This window comes from Sphingobacterium paludis, assembly GCF_004364125.1.
GTDB classification, from domain to species: domain Bacteria; phylum Bacteroidota; class Bacteroidia; order Sphingobacteriales; family Sphingobacteriaceae; genus Sphingobacterium; species Sphingobacterium paludis.
The window spans coordinates 241597-260297 of record NZ_SNZV01000001.1 but is presented as its reverse complement, the minus strand read 5'-3'; the positions used below and the strand labels follow the sequence as shown (position 1 = coordinate 260297).

At 43.4% G+C, this 18701-nt stretch carries 15 protein-coding genes; 3 read left to right on the top strand and 12 right to left on the bottom strand.

Annotated elements, in window-relative coordinates; translation table 11 throughout:
- Window positions 1-201 precede the first annotated feature (201 nt).
- Window positions 202-765, top strand: a complete 564-nt coding sequence (locus tag B0I21_RS01160) for an NADPH-dependent FMN reductase (RefSeq protein WP_133638506.1) — start codon at window positions 202-204, stop codon at window positions 763-765.
- A gap of 37 nt (window positions 766-802) precedes the next feature.
- Window positions 803-1180: a hypothetical protein gene (locus B0I21_RS01155; RefSeq protein ID WP_133638505.1), complete on the top strand. Its 378-nt coding sequence runs from the start codon at window positions 803-805 to the stop codon at window positions 1178-1180.
- A 52-nt stretch (window positions 1181-1232) separates the two neighbouring features.
- On the opposite strand, the gene B0I21_RS01150 is transcribed toward B0I21_RS01155, so the two are convergent.
- The 12 genes from B0I21_RS01150 to pheT all read right to left on the bottom strand — a co-directional run bounded on the left by B0I21_RS01150 (window position 1233) and on the right by pheT (window position 17392).
- Window positions 1233-2120, bottom strand: coding sequence for an AraC family transcriptional regulator (locus B0I21_RS01150; protein ID WP_133638504.1), 888 nt, complete (start codon window positions 2118-2120; stop codon window positions 1233-1235).
- Between the two features lie 75 nt (window positions 2121-2195).
- Window positions 2196-3824, bottom strand: coding sequence for an L-glutamate gamma-semialdehyde dehydrogenase (gene pruA, locus B0I21_RS01145; RefSeq protein ID WP_133638503.1), 1629 nt, complete (start codon window positions 3822-3824; stop codon window positions 2196-2198).
- Between the two features lie 273 nt (window positions 3825-4097).
- A complete protein-coding gene (locus B0I21_RS01140; RefSeq protein WP_133638502.1) occupies window positions 4098-4628 on the bottom strand; it encodes a DUF962 domain-containing protein in 531 nt (176 codons plus the stop codon).
- Between the two features lie 25 nt (window positions 4629-4653).
- Window positions 4654-7755, bottom strand: coding sequence for an efflux RND transporter permease subunit (locus tag B0I21_RS01135; RefSeq protein WP_133638501.1), 3102 nt, complete (start codon window positions 7753-7755; stop codon window positions 4654-4656).
- A gap of 17 nt (window positions 7756-7772) precedes the next feature.
- Complete coding sequence (locus B0I21_RS01130; RefSeq protein WP_133638500.1) at window positions 7773-8927, bottom strand: efflux RND transporter periplasmic adaptor subunit; 1155 nt, start codon at window positions 8925-8927, stop codon at window positions 7773-7775.
- Window positions 8890-10143 (bottom strand): TolC family protein, encoded by a 1254-nt coding sequence (locus B0I21_RS01125; protein ID WP_133638499.1) that lies wholly within the window; start codon window positions 10141-10143, stop codon window positions 8890-8892. The genes B0I21_RS01130 and B0I21_RS01125 overlap by 38 nt, the downstream gene beginning before the upstream one ends.
- A gap of 70 nt (window positions 10144-10213) precedes the next feature.
- On the bottom strand, window positions 10214-11548 hold the full coding sequence (locus tag B0I21_RS01120; protein ID WP_208292235.1) for a HAMP domain-containing sensor histidine kinase: 1335 nt from the start codon (window positions 11546-11548) through the stop codon (window positions 10214-10216).
- Between the two features lie 3 nt (window positions 11549-11551).
- Window positions 11552-12229, bottom strand: a complete 678-nt coding sequence (locus B0I21_RS01115) for a response regulator transcription factor (protein ID WP_133638498.1) — start codon at window positions 12227-12229, stop codon at window positions 11552-11554.
- A 273-nt stretch (window positions 12230-12502) separates the two neighbouring features.
- A complete protein-coding gene (gene rny, locus B0I21_RS01110) occupies window positions 12503-14062 on the bottom strand; it encodes a ribonuclease Y (protein ID WP_133638497.1) in 1560 nt (519 codons plus the stop codon).
- Window positions 14063-14322: 260 nt separating this feature from the next.
- Window positions 14323-14613, bottom strand: a complete 291-nt coding sequence (locus B0I21_RS01105) for a cell division protein ZapA (RefSeq protein WP_133638496.1) — start codon at window positions 14611-14613, stop codon at window positions 14323-14325.
- Between the two features lie 44 nt (window positions 14614-14657).
- Window positions 14658-14966, bottom strand: a complete 309-nt coding sequence (locus B0I21_RS01100) for a hypothetical protein (RefSeq protein ID WP_037494388.1) — start codon at window positions 14964-14966, stop codon at window positions 14658-14660.
- A gap of 32 nt (window positions 14967-14998) precedes the next feature.
- The gene (gene pheT / locus B0I21_RS01095; protein ID WP_133638495.1) at window positions 14999-17392 is read right to left on the bottom strand and encodes a phenylalanine--tRNA ligase subunit beta; all 2394 of its coding nucleotides are present in this window, start codon (window positions 17390-17392) and stop codon (window positions 14999-15001) included.
- A 534-nt stretch (window positions 17393-17926) separates the two neighbouring features.
- Between pheT and B0I21_RS01090 the strand changes: the two genes are divergently transcribed.
- Window positions 17927-18607 (top strand): ATP-binding cassette domain-containing protein, encoded by a 681-nt coding sequence (locus B0I21_RS01090; protein ID WP_133638494.1) that lies wholly within the window; start codon window positions 17927-17929, stop codon window positions 18605-18607.
- Window positions 18608-18701 lie beyond the last annotated feature (94 nt).

Here is an 18701-nt window from a genome sequence, read left to right as displayed (position 1 = left end):
TAGGGTTTCAAGTACGGATGGTTAGCGGAACACACAAGTAGGTAATATTGCGGAAACTCGCTCATAAGCAGCAGCGCATACCGCATAACGTGCCGATGCTGCGAGACAACCGTCTGACCAATGAAAATTGGGGTGTTGCCTATTGACGACGCGCTGTTAGCCGACAAGCGAGCGCGACGAGCTCATAAAAAAAGATTTTATATGAAGATACTAGCATTCGCGGGAAGCAACAGCAGCCGCTCCATTAACAAAAAATTTGTGAGCAGCGTCAGCAAATATTATAAGGAAGCAGACGATATCGTTGAAATACTCGATCTTAACGATTTCGAGATGCCACTCTTTTCGGTAGACTACGAACGTGAACATGGCATCCCTGCTCAAGCATTAGCATTTGCTGAAAAGATTGACGAAGCTGATTTCATTCTGCTATCGTTAGCAGAAAACAACGGAAACTACAATGCAGCTTACAAAAGCATAACCGACTGGATATCAAGAATTCCGGGACGCAAAATCTTCAACGGCAAACCACTTTTTCTGATGGCGACTAGCCCAGGGCGGCGTGGTGGAATGGGGGTTTTAGAGATCGCCACGTTACGGCTCCCATACGATGGCGCTGAACTATTGGAAACATTTAGCTTGCCCGAGTTCAATCAAAATTTTGAAGAAGGCAAAGGCGTCACCAATGTGCTCCTGCGCAGCCAGCTGGAAGCAAAAGTTCGTAAGACAAAGCGGCTACTGAAGCAAAAAGCGGAACAAAATCAGTAGCCTATTAAAATGTTAACGTATAAAACCTGTTATTCACATGCGAAGAAATAAGAAAATATGGTGGATTGCGCTGGGATTGGTAATCATCCTGAGCTATGGTATTTGGGAGGCATTCAATCAGCCTTCTATAAAAGACCTCCCCGGAGCGTTTGAAGAAGTAGCCTTTGTTCGTAATGAGCAAAATAAAGGCAGCATCATCCGCGTGTATGCTGTCGCTGTGGGCGATATGGCAAATGCAAAATATGACGCTTGTGCCGATCTATTTCCAACCAACGATTTTGGGAGCTTAACTAAGATTTACTTCTTTGATAAAAACAAGCCTTACCCCACCGAACTCAGCATCGACCCGCCCCATTACGATGGCAAAAAATATGAGGCGATTATGATTCTAAAACGAAGTGGAAAAACAGAATAGGCTCACAACTAAAACGTAAAGCTCGCGGCGAGCGACGTGGATCTCGCTGCTTTTATTTACCGACAGCGCGCTGCGCCAAAAATGTTGTGGGCGAAACGTGCATAACGGTCCTAAACACCCGATTAAAGTGTACCGCCGTGTTAAATCCGCACTGATAAGCTGCTTCCGCAATACTCTCTACCCGCTTATTCACCAACAGTTGGCAGGCTTTCTCTATCCGGATCTCATTGAGAAAAGACACGAATGTTTTCTTAGTACGCTTCTTGAAAAATTTACAAAATGCGGTGGGCGTCATATGAACAAGCGACGACACCTCCTCGATGCTGATGTTTTTTTTATAGTGTTCGATGGCGTATTTAACAACTGTATTGATGCGCAAGCCATCGGCGTCATGAAAATCGACTTTATGCAGCCCGGAATACAACGAAATAAGTTGGTTCTCCTGCTGGCGCAGGTAGTCAAAAATCTCCAGGACACAGGTCAATTTCTCTACACCCCCCTCCCGATCCAATCTCAAAAAGAGCGCTTTAACCGCCAAAGCTTGTTCTGCAGGTAAGAGCTTGCTGGAGGGAATATTATAAAATAGGCTACGTATACTTTGCAGCTCGGCCATATCAAAAAAGGGCGCCAGCTTTTCCAACGAGAAAAATAAATGCACGACATGGATCTTGGCGTTTTCATCTTTGCTTTCGTCTTTGTAAAACAAATGCGGATCATTCGGCTTGATAAGGAATATTTGGTTTGCGCTACAGGGTCGCAACAGGTTACCGAGCATAAAAGAACCATCCCCCTCCACAATATACGTAATCTGAAACTCGCGATGACGATGGTAATAGCCGTAAAAATCTTGACCCACATCTTCCATAACATAGAAAGCACCATCGCCATGGGCGGGTACCGTAAACTCTATAGGTTTCCTGTAATCGAGCGATTTGATCATGGAAAAAACGTGCTGTAGAAAAAGATGGGCACCCAAAACAAGGATGCCCAATTACAAAACAAAACTATATAGATCTTATCCTAAGAACGGATACCGGTAGTCCGTATCTGGATTAAATGTCTCTTTAATTGTTCGCGGAGACACCCAGCGAAGCAAGTTGATCATGGACCCCGCCTTGTCATTTGTACCCGATCCTCGCGCTCCGCCAAATGGCTGTTGGCCAACTACGGCTCCCGTACATTTATCATTGATATAAAAGTTTCCTGCTGCGTTGCGTAGCGCATGCGTAGCTTCTTCAATGGCATAACGATCCTGCGCGATAATAGCGCCCGTCAATGCATAAATAGAAGTGCTGTCCACCAATTTCAACGTTTCTGCCCATTTTGCATCCTCGTAGACGTAAATGGTTAAAACCGGACCAAAAAGCTCTTCCGACAAAGTCTCATAATCAGGCGTCTTTGCCAAAATAACCGTAGGATGAATAAAATAACCTTTCGATTTGTCATACTCACCACCAATCACCACCTCGGCATCAGCACTGTCCTTCGCACGATCGATGTAAGAGGTAATTTTATCAAACGCTTTTTCGTCGATGACAGCATTGATGAAGTTTCCAAAGTGTTCGGTGCCACCAATTTTGAAAGACCGAATGTCTGTTTCCATGCGCGACTTTAAGTCATCCCATAGAGAAGACGGGATATAGGCACGTGATGCTGCCGAACACTTTTGTCCCTGATATTCAAATGCACCGCGCACTAAAGCTGTATTCAAAACGGCTAAATTTGCTGATGGATGGGCTAAGATAAAATCCTTACCTCCTGTTTCACCAACAATACGTGGATACGTTTTATATTGATGGATGTTTTCGCCAATGGTTTTCCAAATATTTTGGAACACACCTGTCGAACCCGTGAAATGTATACCGGCGAAATCAGGGTGTTTAAAAATCACATCGCCTGCATCAGGTCCCGAAACATAGATCAAGTTGATGACGCCATCAGGCAGACCAGCCTCCTTAAAGATCTCCATCAATACATTTGCAGAATAAATTTGCGTGTTTGAAGGCTTCCATACAACCACATTGCCCATCATCGCCACACATGCTGGTAGGTTACCTGCAATGGCGGTGAAGTTAAACGGTGTTAGCGCAAACACAAAACCTTCTAACGGACGCTGCTCTACTCTATTCCAAACACCTTTGCTATTGGCTGGTGGCTGCTGTGCATAAATCTCACTCATATACGCCACATTAAAGCGTAGGAAGTCCGTAAATTCACATGCTGCATCGATCTCTGCTTGATATGCATTTTTGGATTGACCGAGCATCGTAGCGGCGTTTATTCTATAGCGGTATTTTGTTGAAGCAAGTTCTGCCGCCTTCAAAAAAACAGCCGCACGTTGTTCCCACTGCAAGTTTTCCCAGTCTGCTTTTGCAGCCAATGCTGCATCAATCGCTTGGGCAACATGTTCTTTTCCACCTTCGTGATAATATCCTAAGGTGTGTTGATGATCGTGCGGCGGAGCCAATTTTCCTTTTTTATCTGTACGAACCTCTTTACCACCTATATACATTGGAATATCTGCTTCCTCCGCGCGCGCGCGCTGAATGGCAGCTTCCAATAATTCTCTTTCTTTTGTCCCTGGCGCATATGAGTTTACCGGCTCATTTACGGGTGCAGGAACATTAAAAAATCCTTTTAACATAACATGCTTATTTAAATATACGGTATAAAGTTAGCCAATATGTGGTACATAGCCTAAACCGATTGTAGTAATACATAAACACATTATGCCATTTAATACAATTTAACTAATATCAATGGGAAATATAGGTTTCGAAATAGTGTCCGGCATCTGTACGGGCAGGCAAGTCATTCTATAAAAAATCTTTTCACTTACGTGGATTGTTTAGGTTGGTCTTTCATATATACGTTTACAGGCCTCACGAGCAGCATTTATAGTTAGTGACTAAACGCTTTAATATTTGATAGTGAGCTTTTTAAACACTTTCGACCAAAGCCAGATTGGACCTAATGTAAGCAGGCGCCAAAAGACTTGCGGTGATAAAGCACCTGCTTCTTTCCGAGCAAGAAGGTAGCTTCCTACTACGCCAATACTAAGAGATAGCAGCGAAACAAACCACACCGACAGGCCGCCAGCGCGCTCTACATACTCCAGCTGCACAATAAAAAAGCTCATAATTCCTATAGTGAAGAGCATAGCGTAAGATAATGTAGGTGCCAACCGCAAATAAAGGTAAATAAGGACGGCAATGTAAAAGGATCCCCAGTTCAGAAAGGTTTGCATATTCAGCTTTTGCAGAAAGGCGAGCTGCGGAAAGGGAATCATCCAGACCAAACCCAACGCACCGAAAAAAGCCATCCCCAACGCAAGTGCATAAGCACCTTTATTGACCTGTGTAAATTGCCGATCCATCTCATAGAAATGACGGTCTACTGGTCTATCGAAAGTTGGGGTTGGGCTCTTTTCTTTGTCTCTTTTTTTCATGGCACAAAGGTAAATAATATTCAGTTTATTTACCCGCCTGCGCTTCTTTTCTATTCATCCAATAAAATACCACCGGGATAACCGTAAAACTAAGTACCAGACAAATAATCAATCCACCGACGATCATGATGGCTAGCGGTTTTTGTATCTCCGACCCCATACCGGTAGACAGTGCCGCGGGCAGCAGACCCATAGAACCCATCAACGCGATCATCACCACCGGCCGTATACGACTTCTTACGCCCGTCTTGATTGCTTCCAGTAATGGCATTTTGTGCTTCATATTGTCCCGTATCACGCCGATCAGTACAATCCCGTCAATCGTTGCCACACCGAATAGGATGATAAATCCGATACCTGCGGAAATGCCGAAAATTGTGCCCGTAATCCACAAGGATATGAAGCCGCCGATAAACGCAAAGGCTAGCGTCAATGAGGAAATAAGCGTATCTTTTGCATTACCGAAATTGGCATAAAGGAGCAATAATATCAAGGCCAATGAAATGGGAACTACCAGTGCTAATTGTTTGGCAGCGCGTTCCTTACTTTCGAACTCGCCTGCCCAAAGCATGAGGTTCTCGGATGGAAGGGAAACTTCCTTGGCCACCACACGTTTGGCCTCCGCAATCGTGCTACCAAGATCTCGCCCCTCAATACTAAATCCAACACCGATGTAACGACTATTACCTTCCCGGTAGATAAAGGCAGGACCGGTTTGATAACCAACCGTGGCAATCTCCTGTAAAGGAATATTCTGGCCGCTGCTCGTCGGGATAAGGATATTTTTAATCTTCTCCGGCGTGTCTCGATAAGCTTCATTAAAACGTAATACGATATCGAATTGGCGGTCTCCCTCATAAAACTTGGTAGCGGCCTGACCGCCTATCGTCATCGCGATGACCGCCTGAACGTCTGCTGTAAACACACCATACTTTGCCATTTTTGCATCGTGGAGCTGGATACGTAGCTCTGGAAGACCAATGTTCTTATAGACATTAATATCGGTAATGCCATCTACCTTGTTAATGGCGCCAGCCACGCGGTTGGCATACTTTTCCAAATCATACAGGTCATCGCCAAATATCTTGATTACCAAAGCACTTTTCACACCGGCCACGTACTCTTCTACATTATCTTGTATCGGTTGGCTAAAACCAAAGTTGATTCCCGGATAATGTTGAAGTTGCTCCCGCAAACGCTGAATAATCTCCTCCTTGGTCGTTTTGCCTTTCCACTCTTGTTCATCCTTCAGCTGTACATTAAATTCTATATTGAAAAAGCCAGTAGGATCCGTTCCGTCATTTGGTCGGCCGGTTTGCGTGAAGATAAATTCAATCTCTTCGCAATTATCGACCATAATCTTTTTCATCTCCTTTGTTAAACGGGTGGATTCCGTCAAGTTCACACTATTCGGTAAGGTTGCACGAATGTAAATCGCTCCCTCGTTCAGTTTCGGTAAAAACTCTGATCCATAATGCATAAACTTTAGAAAGCATACGGCTAGCAGGCCTACAAAGATTGCCACCGTCGTCTTCTTGTATTGAAAAGCGGCACTAAACATCCCATAGATCGTCCGTTGGAAGAAACGGGTAACCCAGTTCTCCTTTTCTTCGATCCCTTTTGTGAAGAGTAATTTACACATCGCCGGAACATAGGTTAGACTCAAGATTAGCGAACCTAATAAGGCATAGCCCAATGTAAAAGCCAGCGGTGTAAACATTTTACCTTCCACTTTTTGAAAAGAAAAAATAGGAAGCAAAGCCACGATTAAGATCAACAATGCGAAGAAGATGTAAGATGCTACGCTACCTGCGCTTTTTTTAATGACACCAAGCTTGCTCATTTTTGCAAACTTCGCCGCGCCCACGCGGTGCGATAGCCCCGCTAGCGCCACAAATACCGTTTCCACAATCACCAAGGTGCCCTCCAGCAACAAGCCAAAGTCTAGCGAACCCATAGATATCAGATTGGCTGGCAATCCCTGAATCCGCAACATAATTATGGCGAACAGAAAAGATAAGGGGATTACCGAGGCAACGATCAACGTAGACTTCCAATTATATAGGAAGACAAACACGATTAACGATACCAATAAAATACCTTCAATCAAGTTTTTCGACACGGTGTGCACCGTGTTGTCTACCAATTTGGTACGATCAACAATGGTTTCTATCTTCACCCCTTTTGGTAAGATCCGGGTGTTTAGCTCGTCAACTTTCGCCTTAATATGCTCGATCACCGCCGATGGATTTTCACCGCGCAGCATAATGACAATGCCCTCAACGAGATCGCTCTCGTCGTTAAAGCCCATCTGTCCCAAGCGTGGCTTGCCAGAAACCACTACATCTGCCACATTTTTGATCAGCACCGGCGTAGATCCGTTCAGCTTTACCGTGATATTGCCAATGTCGTCCAATTTATCCAACAAACCTACTCCACGGACAACATATGCCTGATCGCCCTGCTGGATAACATCCCCACCCACATTAACATTTGATTTGGACACCGCTTCATAAATATCCAGTGGGGAAAGATCGTAGTTTTTGAGTTCTGTAGGGTTAATCTTTATTTCGTAGATCTTCTCTTCACCGCCGAAACTCACGACATCGGCCACACCTTGAACCCCCAGCAGTTCGCGTTCGATGACCCAATCTTGAATGGCGGTGATTTCCTTAATAGGCAAATCGCTTTTAACGACATACCGAAAGATTTCTCCTGTAGCTCCTGAAGGAGGCTCGATGGACGCGTCAGCGCCTTCCGGCAGTTCCACGCCGCCCACCTTATTGGAGACATATTGCTGCGCATAGAAATCATCCACACCATCTTCAAATTGTACCGTAACCACGGAAAGCCCAAATAAGGAAATGGAGCGCACGTTGGATTTTCGAGGAATACTATTAACCTCTTTCGAAATGGGTAAGGTTACCAACTTTTCCATTTCCTCGGCACTGCGCCCTGGCCATTGCGTAATGATGCGAGCACGCGTATTCGTAACATCTGGAAATGCCTCGATGGCCGTATGCTTGAGGGCATAAATGCCGCCAAACAGCAAAGCAAAAACAGCAAATAAAATGAATGTGGTATTGCGCAGCGAAAAGGTCACTACATTTTGTACTAATTTCTTCATTTTCCGTTCCTCTCTACTTATGGATTCATTTGCTCAAAAATCAGCAATGCATTTGTCCCAATAACTTTTTCTCCGTCTTGCAACTCTTCTTTCACAAACGTGTATTCTTCATTCTCTGCAATGCCGCGTATCCGACGCAGCTCCATATGGCAATCATCTTTATACACCACAACATACTCTTTGTTGTTACTAAAGACTTTGGCTCTATTAGGAATCGCAAAAGCATTACCCGAGCTATTTTTCGTGTTGATAATGATGTCTGCACTAAGTCCCGGCATGAGGTTCAAATTTTGGTTGGCCAGCACCACGCGAGCTTTGAGCACGTGCTCGTTATAGTCAAACACGTTGTATATCTTGTCAATTTTCCCCGTGTAAAACTTGTCTGGATAGGCTATTGTTCGCACCTTGACCTCATCGCCTTCGTTCACATACCGCAGGTTGTTGGCGTAGATGTTGACCATTACCCATACTTCTTTAAGGTTGGATATAGAAAAGATAGGCTCACTCTCGGTGGTGATGCTTTGCCCCGAGCTAACAGCCTTTTGAATGATGTAGCCATTTTTGGGTGCTAAAATCTGAAAGCTACCGTTCCCGGCAGCACGGTAAAGCTGCAGACTCTGCTGTATCCGATCCAATTCGATATGGGCTCCTTCCAATTCCTGCTCGGCAATACGCACCTCTGGCATACTGAGTAAGCCATCTGTCGCCAATTCTTTTTTCGAACGAATTTGCTTCTCCAATAGCGCAATCTGGCTCTGCTGGCTACGCTGCTGTTGGTACAATTCTTGAATTTGGGTCGACTTAATGCTCGCCAAAACTTGTCCTTTCTGTACATAGTCCCCCAATTCAAATTGAACATTTTCAACCACCCCTTCCAGAAGACTGCGAAACGCGACCATGTCATTTTCATTGTATTCGATCTTACCCGACAAGCTGAGCTGCTCGTTGATAGGCTGTTCACTGACCGTAATAATTTCGGTGGATTTCTTCAACTGATCGTTCAAACAAAATGCATGCTGTGCGAGCGAGTCTGCTGCGCCATCCGCCGTCTGGCCAGTCCCCTGCCCGCAGCTGGCAGCGAGCAGCATAAATCCCGCGAGGGACAATAAGTTCTTGCTGCTTCTCATCTGCTGGCTAGAAATCTTTCCCCACCAAGTATTGTAACTCTTCATACGTAATATTGTAATTTTCCCAAGTGTCTAAATAAGCCTTATGTGCATCTCGTGATGCCTGCGTGAAATCGATAAATTCGATCAACGTAACCTGTCCCGATTGTAAATGTTTTTTGTAGCCATCGAGCATATCTTGTCTACCCATTGAAGCATCGGTGGGCCAATCTGATAGCGAATGTTGATACTTTTGTAGTTGCCCATTCAACCGAATAACAGCGCTTTCCAATTCCCATTTTAGCGCGTGCTGTACAGCTTCCTCTTTCTTCACCTGAAATTCCGCGGCTTTGATATTACCCTTATTTTTATTGAAAACAGGCAGATCTACACTGACGCCTACACCAATGAAATCTTGCATGGTATTTCCGCCACGATCATAGCCCAACATCAAGGTGAGATCGGGTTTGCGCTGCGCCTTCTCCAGCATCAACTGCGTCCCTGCCTTTTCTAATTCCGTAGCCTGACGTTTTATGCCGATGTTTTGCCCCATTGCCAGCTCAAGAATATCCGCAGGTAAGGGCTTCATCCGTTGTTGCTCCTGCGTATCAAAAACCAATTGGGAAAGCCTAAGTCCTTCCAACTGCGTTAACACGCGCAATTTTTCAAGATCTTCGGCTATATCGTCTTCCAAATCTACCTGCTCTTTTCGCAAGGAAACATACTCGGATTGCACACGATGATAGTCCACCCGGGAAACGTTTTCTAACACGACTTGACGCTCGTATTGCTCATTTAACTGTTTAAATAATGCCACAATAGCTTCGAGCTGTTGATGTTCTTGCGATAAACTGGCCAACCGGTAATAGGCTTGACGCAGTTCTTTCTTGAGTTCACGCGTCAACTCTTCAAACTCATATATGGACGTTTTTTGCTCGAGCTGCTTGATCACCACACGTTTCTTTCGTTTGCCTGCTGTCTCGATAAGCTGCTCCAAACCAGCAACAAGCTGTTGCTTTCGGCCATATTCACCAATCAATCTAGGCAACAGATCAACAGTACGGTTAGACCATAAGTTAACCTGGTCGATATAAATTGTAGGATTCGGCCAGACCCGTTCTTGAATAACCTCTGCTTCTGCACGGCTAATGTCAAACTTGCTGGCCAGTAGCGCGTAGTTGTTCTCCAGAAAACTCGCTTCCAGTTGTTGTAGCGAGTATGACTGACCATGGCCAACTAAGAATAAGAAAGTGGATAGAATGCTTAAAAATATATACTTCACCTGTTACATCGTTTCCTGCAAAGCTAGCAGACAGGCATTAAGGGGAATTTTAAGGTAGATTAGAATTCAATTAGAAAAGCAAAATGACCGTAGTGCCATTTTGTTGAGAAACGATTTGCATATCGATTTTGTGCAAGGTAAAGATGATGTTGGCAATGGATAAGCCTATTCCCTTACCTTGATAATTTTGGGTATTGTTGCCGCGATAAAAATTCTGCCGAATGTATCGAAGATCGTGCTGAGATATACCTATGCCCTGATCCATGATGGAAAGCTGCAATCGCCCTCTCACTTCGGTAAACAAAATTTTCACAGGTTGATTATCCGAATATTTAATCGCATTTTCCAATAAATTTCCAATGGCCAATTCCAACAATTTATCATTTCCGTCCATTGTTAAAAGAGCCTGGTCATTGACCCGAATATCAACTTCTACCTTGGCTTGATGGTAGAGCACCATATTCTCTACCAACTGCCATATGACCTCATCCACACGAATATGTTGAAACTCAAAATTCGTTTTCGCACCAGACAACAACATCATTTGATCTAGCGTCTCTTGCAGATCGGATGTATATTGCTTCAACTCTGTAATGACGGCCTCATACTCCTGTATCGTCCTGCGCTTCGTATTCGTGACCTCCAATGTACCTAGCAAGGCCGTGATCGGTGTACGAAGTTCATGCGAAACGTAATCGATGAAATTCTTTTGGACGTTAAAGGTTTCGGCAATTCGGGAGATGAAATGATTGTACGTTTTCACTAAGTCTTCCACCTCCGAATACGTCTCTGTGAGAATTAAAGGTTCGTTAAAATTCTGCGTATCCTTCTTTTTAATTTGATTGACAATGCGTACGAGCGGCTGATAGGCGATGTAGCTCAGGTATTGTGAAAACAAAAAGATGAATACGACCCCGAGCAAAAACACCAACAGCAAAATATGGGATAAAGACAACATCTGCGCGCTAAAATCTTCTTTAGATTCTCGTGTCACGACGACAAAATCTCCTTCATTGTCATGGTAAAAAATACCATTATAAAAGTAGTCCTTACTATCAAATGATGCCACTTGTTGCGAACGCACCTTGCTTAGAAAGTCTTCGGAAATATCCTCAAGCGACTTCATATCGCCATTCTGCCTGCTATTCAAACTATCAAAAACAGCAATGTTAGTTCGCGAAATGGTTTTTTGCAACTGCGTTTTGACGTTAGCGTGCTCTTTCAGCGACAGCTCGTCTTGCTCTAAATAATATATGGCAGCCAGTAATGATTTACTTTCCAGCGATTGATATTCTTTATCTTTCATCTGGGCGTAATAAGAGAAATAGATTACGCCGGAAAAAAAAAGCATCGCTACGCTAAAGCTGGTAACAGAATACAGGGACAGCCGATGTTTTAACTTCATGTCTTATATTTTGAACATATAGCCCACGCCCTTGACGGTATAAATATACTTGCGATCGCCTTTTTCAATTTTATTCCTCAAATAGGAGATGTACACATCTACCACATTGGTATGGTTGTCAAAAGTTATTCCCCACACAGCGTTGAGTATTTGTATACGACCTACAGTTTTATCTATATTTTCGGTCAAATAAATCAAAAGCTTATACTCTCGTGGAGACAATTCGATGGGTTCCGACCCAAGCGTCACTTTGTATTGTTCCAAGTTGATATGCAGATCGCCAAAAGATAGCTCTGCTTTTGGCGTCTCCTGCTGTTGATATTGCTGCCGCCGCGTAAGGGCTTTGATGCGAGATAAAAGCTCATCAAAATGAAAGGGCTTGGTGAGATAATCATCGGCTCCATAATCCAGTGCAGACACCTTATCCTGAACACTGTTCAAGGCACTTAGCATTAAGATCGGCGTATACACTTTTTTGTAACGCAGCGTTTGGAGCAACTGTACGCCATCCATCCCCTCCAACATAATATCCAAAATAATCAAATCCCACTCTACATGCATGTAATGCGAAAGGACATCTTCCGCATTTTTACACAGCGTGACCAAATAGCCAAATTCCTCTAACCCTTTGATGAGAAAGTTGCTTATACGGTTATCATCTTCAACTACAAGAATTTGCATAAAATTTAATTTAGACAAAAATAGGAATTTATCGCTATCGACGTATAACTCACCACGCTTTCTAATCTAGCTTTAATTTTGGAAAAAGTGAGAAGTCAACATTTAAAAGTGACAAGTGAGAAGTTAAAAGTCAAAAGTGAGAAGTTAAAAGTTAGAAATCGAAAGTTAGAATTGAGAAGTCAACATTTAAAAGTCAAAAGTGAGAAGTCAAAAACTAGAAGGACAAAAAAAAGGTGCCCACATAGAGCACCTTCAAAATCATCTAACAGGATCTTATTTCGCGTAGGAAACCGATCTGGTTTCCCGAATAACCGTTACTTTAATCTGTCCTGGATAGGTCATTTCTGTCTGGATACGATTGGAAATATCGGCCGCTAATATTTCCGCTTGCGCGTCAGATACCTTCTCGGACTCCACGACTACGCGTAGCTCCCGTCCGGCTTGGATGGCGAATGTTTTTTCAACCCCTTGATAAGACAATGCAAGTTCTTCCAGCTCTTTCAAGCGTTTAATATAGCTCTCTACAACCTCGCGGCGGGCTCCCGGACGTGCTCCTGAGATTGCATCACAAGCTTGTACGATTGGCGATATAAGGGACGTCATCTCGATCTCGTCGTGGTGAGCACCGATGGCATTACACACGTCTGGATGCTCCTTGTATTTTTCGGCCAACTGCATGCCTAAGATCGCATGTGGCAATTCTGGATTGTCATCAGGCACCTTACCAATATCGTGTAAAAGTCCGGCACGTTTTGCATGCTTCACATTAAGACCAAGTTCAGAGGCCATCGTTGCGGCAAAGTTTGCTACTTCACGCGAGTGCTGTAACAGGTTTTGCCCGTAAGATGAACGGTAACGCATACGTCCAACCATGCGGATCAATTCAGGATGCAAACCATGAATACCTAAATCGATTGCGGTACGCTCGCCAATCTCTACGATTTCGTCTTCGATCTGATTGCGTGTTTTAGCAACGACCTCTTCGATTCGAGCCGGGTGTATACGTCCGTCAGTTACCAAACGGTGCAGCGACAGGCGGGCAATCTCTCGCCTGACGGGATCAAAACCAGAAAGGATAATCGCTTCCGGCGTATCGTCGACGATAATTTCTACACCTGTAGCCGCCTCCAGCGCGCGAATATTACGCCCTTCACGACCGATAATACGCCCTTTAATCTCATCGTTTTCAATGTTAAATATCGAAACCGTATTTTCGATGGCTGACTCTGTTGCTGTACGCTGTATGGTCTGTATAACAACTTTCTTCGCCTCTTTAGATGCCGTCAGTTTCGCCTCATCGACAATATCCTTGATCTGAATCATAGCCTGCGAACGAGCTTCCTCCCGCAATGAACTAACGAGTTGCTCTTTGGCCTCATCAGCAGATAGACCCGCTATCGTTTCCAGCTGCTTGATGTGCTGATTCTTAAGTTGGTCAACTTCTTCTTTTTTCTTTTCATTAAGCTCTACCAGCTGATCCAACTTTTTGTTTTTGTTGTCCAACTCTTGCTTTTCGCGATTGATGCTTTCCAGCTTTTGGTTCAGTGAGGTCTCCTTTTGGCGTAGCGTGTTTTCCTTCTGCGCCATCGTGTTATTACGTTGGTTGACCTCTTTCTCATGCTCGGCTTTGAGCTGTAGAAACTTTTCTTTTGCCTCTAAACCACGTTGCTTTTTATGATGTTCGGCTTGTTGCTCAGCCTCCTTGATAATCCGATCTGCCTTTTCCTGCGCTGACTGCTCTTGCTTTTTGAATACTAATTGTAACAAAAAACGACCGATAAAAACACCTATGATAAGCGAAATTATAATCGAAATTGTTGTAGATAACTCCATTTGTGTATATGTATGTATATTATATATTTATTTATTTTTTGGTCAAAAAAAAACCGCAATTAAATGTACAGGTCCCATGTATTATTAAACTTCGATTACACATGATTTGAGCAATTGATCATGACCTAGATGGCTTACGCAAAATGGTCTACATCTTGTTTTCGCTCGTGATATTGAAGCGTTAAGTTTAAAATAGTGACAACCCGAATTTAACTGCGGCAAATTCGTCGTTATAAAGCTCTAAATAAAGAACGATATGCTTATTTCTTAAAAAACTCTGTCAAAACATGATCCAATTCGTGAATACGTTCTTCTAATCCTTCTTCGTGCTGTTGCGCATTACGTTCCGCTTTGATCATCCCGGTAGCATACTGCAAAACACACATGGACAGTAAATCTTGTTTATCACGAACGGCATAGTTATCCTGCAGTTCTTTTATCTTTTCATTTATCAGTTTTGCTGCGTGTCTAATCACCTCCTCTTCTTCTATATCCACCCGTAACGGATAAACACGATCAGCAATATTTATTTTTATGGAAATTTCTCCCATCTCTGTTGAGCTTAAATAACGTATAGGATTTTTAAAGAGTGAAACTACTTCAATAGCCCTATACACCTGTCTATTTCTCGCACAAAATCGTTAATTTTTTGCTTTGTGTCAAGTATTTTTTCATTTATTGCTTCGCTATCCACGCTCGACTCTTCAAAAGTCTTTGCAACTGCCATAGCCTTAAGCTTTTCCTCCAGTTGCTGCACTTTATCTGTACTGGTCTGAAAAGCGACCTGAAGCGACTGTACTTCCAATTTCAGCAAATCGTTCTCTTCGTTCAGCGCATCGCACAATTGAATAAGATTCTTCGTTTTTTCAACGATTATATTCATTTGTGTAGATAGTGTAGCCATAGATTATTACTTCGCAATTATATGAATCAAAACTAGCGTATCGTAGCGCCCGTTTCTTTCTCAAAGTTAAGCATTAATTTTTTAATTATACTGTCAATCTGCTTATCGTTTAGCGTTTTCTCCTCGTCCTGAAGCACAAAACTCAATGCATATGACTTCTTGCCCGCTGGTAATTTATCGCCCTTATACACATCAAAGATATTGATTTCTTGGAGAAGTTTGCGTTCTGTTTTGTTCGCCACCGTCTGCAGTTGTTCAAAAGTAACCGCTTCGTCCACCAATAGGGCCAAATCTCGTCTCACGGCAGGAAACTTTGAAATTTCGCGGTATTTTATGTTGTTCTTCCGAATCACTTTAACAACCAAGTCCCAATCAAATGTTGCGAAATAAACCGGCCCTTCCACATCCGCTTTCTGCAGATTTGCGACCGACACCGCACCCACAGTCACCAATGCCTTCTGCCCTTTCATATAGCTCAAACCGTAATCAAAATAAGGGCCTTCTGCGTCAACAAGCTGCAATCCGGAGATGTTAAGCCGACGAATAATTTGATCTACCGCGCCTTTGATATGGTAAAAACTGCTTTTCTTATCCCCGGAAATCCAGTTTTCATGAACTTGGTTCCCGGCTAAGGTGATCGCTAGATTTTGCTTCTCGGTATATCCGTCTTCGCCCTTGAAATACGTTTTCCCATATTCGAAGTATTTGGCATGTGGACTTTTTCTTTTCTGGTTATACGACACACTTGTTAACGCGGAAAAAAGCAAGTTTTGACGCATCGTGTCCAAATCCGAACTTAGCGGATTCACGATACGAACAGCCGTCTCTTCGTTCTCTACGAAAGCCAGCTTCGTTAACGAATTGTTCAAAATTTCCCGGTATCCATTACCGATCAGCATATCCGCAATTTGATTGAGCAGCACTTCTTTATCGGGCTTCTCGGTGGTATTCAGGGAAGATTTGATCTGTGTGTTAAGGGTAATATTGTTGTAGCCATAAATGCGTAATACCTCTTCAATAACATCCACCTCACGCGTTACATCGACCTTGTACGCTGGTACACTTACCGTAATAAGATCCTCGCTCACAGGTGTCACACCAATGCCTAATGCGATGATGATCGCACGTATCTCTTCCGCTGGGATAGCCTGTCCGATTAGCTTTTGCACGCGCGCATAACTCACCTCGAAGATAAATGGAGATACGGGATCCGGATAATGATCCGTCACGCTGGAAAGCACGTCGCCGCCTGCTACTTCCTGAATCAATAAGGCTGCTTTTTGCAAAGCATACAATGGCATATTGGGGTCTGTACCACGTTCGAAGCGGAAAGATGAATCTGTTTTTAGGCCATGTCTTTTCGAGGTTTTCCGAACGGAAACGGCATTAAAGTAGGCAGATTCCAAAAAGATTTGCGTAGTCGTTTCCGATACACCAGAATGCGCGCCGCCGAAGACACCGGCTATACACATCGGCTTTTCTATATCTGCAATGACCAGATCTTCCGCAGATAGTTTACGTTCCACCCCATCCAAGGTCGTGAACAGCTCGCCTTCATCCGCTTTGCGGACCACGATTTTGTTCCCGCTGATTTTATCGGCATCAAAAGCATGCAGGGGTTGACCCAAATCATGCAAAATGTAATTCGTAACGTCGACAATATTATTTATTGGTCGTACGCCAATCGTATGTAACCGTTCCTTTAACCAATCGGGTGATTCTTTCACTGTAAGTCCAGAAATAGTGACGCCACTGTAACGCGGTGCTGACGCAACATCAACAACTTCCACCGATACGCCTGCGGCACTACCCTCCTGAAATGCAGAAACATCGCTACTTGCATACGTTGTACGGAAATACGCTGCCAAATCTCTGGCCACACCAAGGTGAGATGCAGCATCAGCGCGGTTTGGCGTGAGACCGATCTCAAATTTATAGTCGTCCTGTATATCGAAATAATCTTTGACTAATGATCCTATCAAGGCGCTGTCTGCTAACTCCACAATGCCCGCATGCGATGTTCCTAAGCCAATCTCGTCTTCTCCACAAAGCATGCCCTCCGAAACCTCACCTCTGATTTTCGATTTGGTGATTTTAAATGCTTCTCCTGTTGTAGGATGACATGTGGTGCCTACGGTAGCAACAATTACTTTCAGACCCGCCCGCACATTTGGCGCACCACAAACGATATGCAGTAATTCAGGAGCACCCACATCCACCGTCGTCACTTTTAGCTTATCTGCATTGGGGTGTTGCTCGCAGGTTTTAACCTCTCCAACAACTAAACCTTCAAGACCTCCCGGAATTTGCTGAACGGTTTCCAGCAGTTCAACCTCTAACCCAATGTCTGTCAGGATAAGCGAGAGCTCTTGCGGAGTTTTATCGGTATTGATATAATTCTTTAGCCAATTATAGGAAATATTCATCTTGAATTTCTGTTTAAAGCACAAAGATAGAATTTTAGAGCGTTGCCTCCCATTTAGCATCAAGATTTTTTAAGCAAGCTATTCTTTCCTCATCAGGTTTCAGAACTAATCTTTCGACTGACAAACGTTGCTGCTAATCATTTTTTGTTATATTTACGTGATAAGATACGGCACTTTCTGAATAACATCTCCATGCCCAGCAGTTGAAGGAGTATCAAAAATAACTATCATGCGATATAAACTTTACCTATACTATTTTAAAAGCACACTTCTCGTCAACCTTTTTATTTCTTTCCTTTTTTCCGCATTAGTTCCGTTGCGTCCGTCTTATCACCCAGTGCCTTTCTTTGTATCATTTTCATTTTTCTTTATTACGCTAGGTTATGGAATGACTTTGCTAGCCTTCCATTACTTTGGAAAGCGTACGAGATACTTATATTTCAATAGGCAAATCTCACTTGTTCGATTGTATGGCTATGGCTTTATCGCCAACATAGCGTTGGTATTACTGCTACATATTATTTTGAAAATGGCATGGACCAAGTAAAAGAATTATACGCTGACTCTATCGAGTTCGGCTATGCAGGAAAATCACGGCTTCTTACGGGCATTTATTTGACATGTCAAACTGGCGATATTATTGGCTTATTAGGACGTAATGGAGCAGGAAAATCAACCTTACTCAAGATACTTTTTGGATCTATTAAGGCACAGCATAGCCATATGCTAATAAATGGCAGAAAAAGCGTGAAACCATACCTCAGTGGTAAAGTAGGGTATCTCCCGCAAGACTCTTTCCTCCCGACCAGTGAAAAAGTATCGAAATTAATCACCCTTATGATTGAAGATCAAGCAAATAGGCATACGCTAGCATGTGATGCAAAAATTAAACCGCTGATCGATAAGAAGGTGTATCAACTTTCAGGTGGCGAGCGAAGATATTTAGAAATTTGTCTATTGATGTACCAACCTACAGATTTCCTGCTTCTAGACGAGCCTTTTACGGGTCTTGAACCCATAGCCGTACAGCGTATATCCAACCTAATTTCAATTTTCGCGAAAACAAAGGGCTTCATCATAACCGACCACAGTTACGGTGATGTGCTCGCTATTGCAACACAGATACTTTTATTACAAAATGGCAGTTGTCATCGCATAAAACAGCCCGAAGAACTTGTACGCGTTTATTTGCCGGAACGCGCCGATGATCAATAGATTCTTCTTTTGATTACGGATAATGTGGAGGAATAGTGAAATAATTTTTTCTTAGCGCCTATCCCCATCATTTTCTTCCTCCTATCAGCTCCTC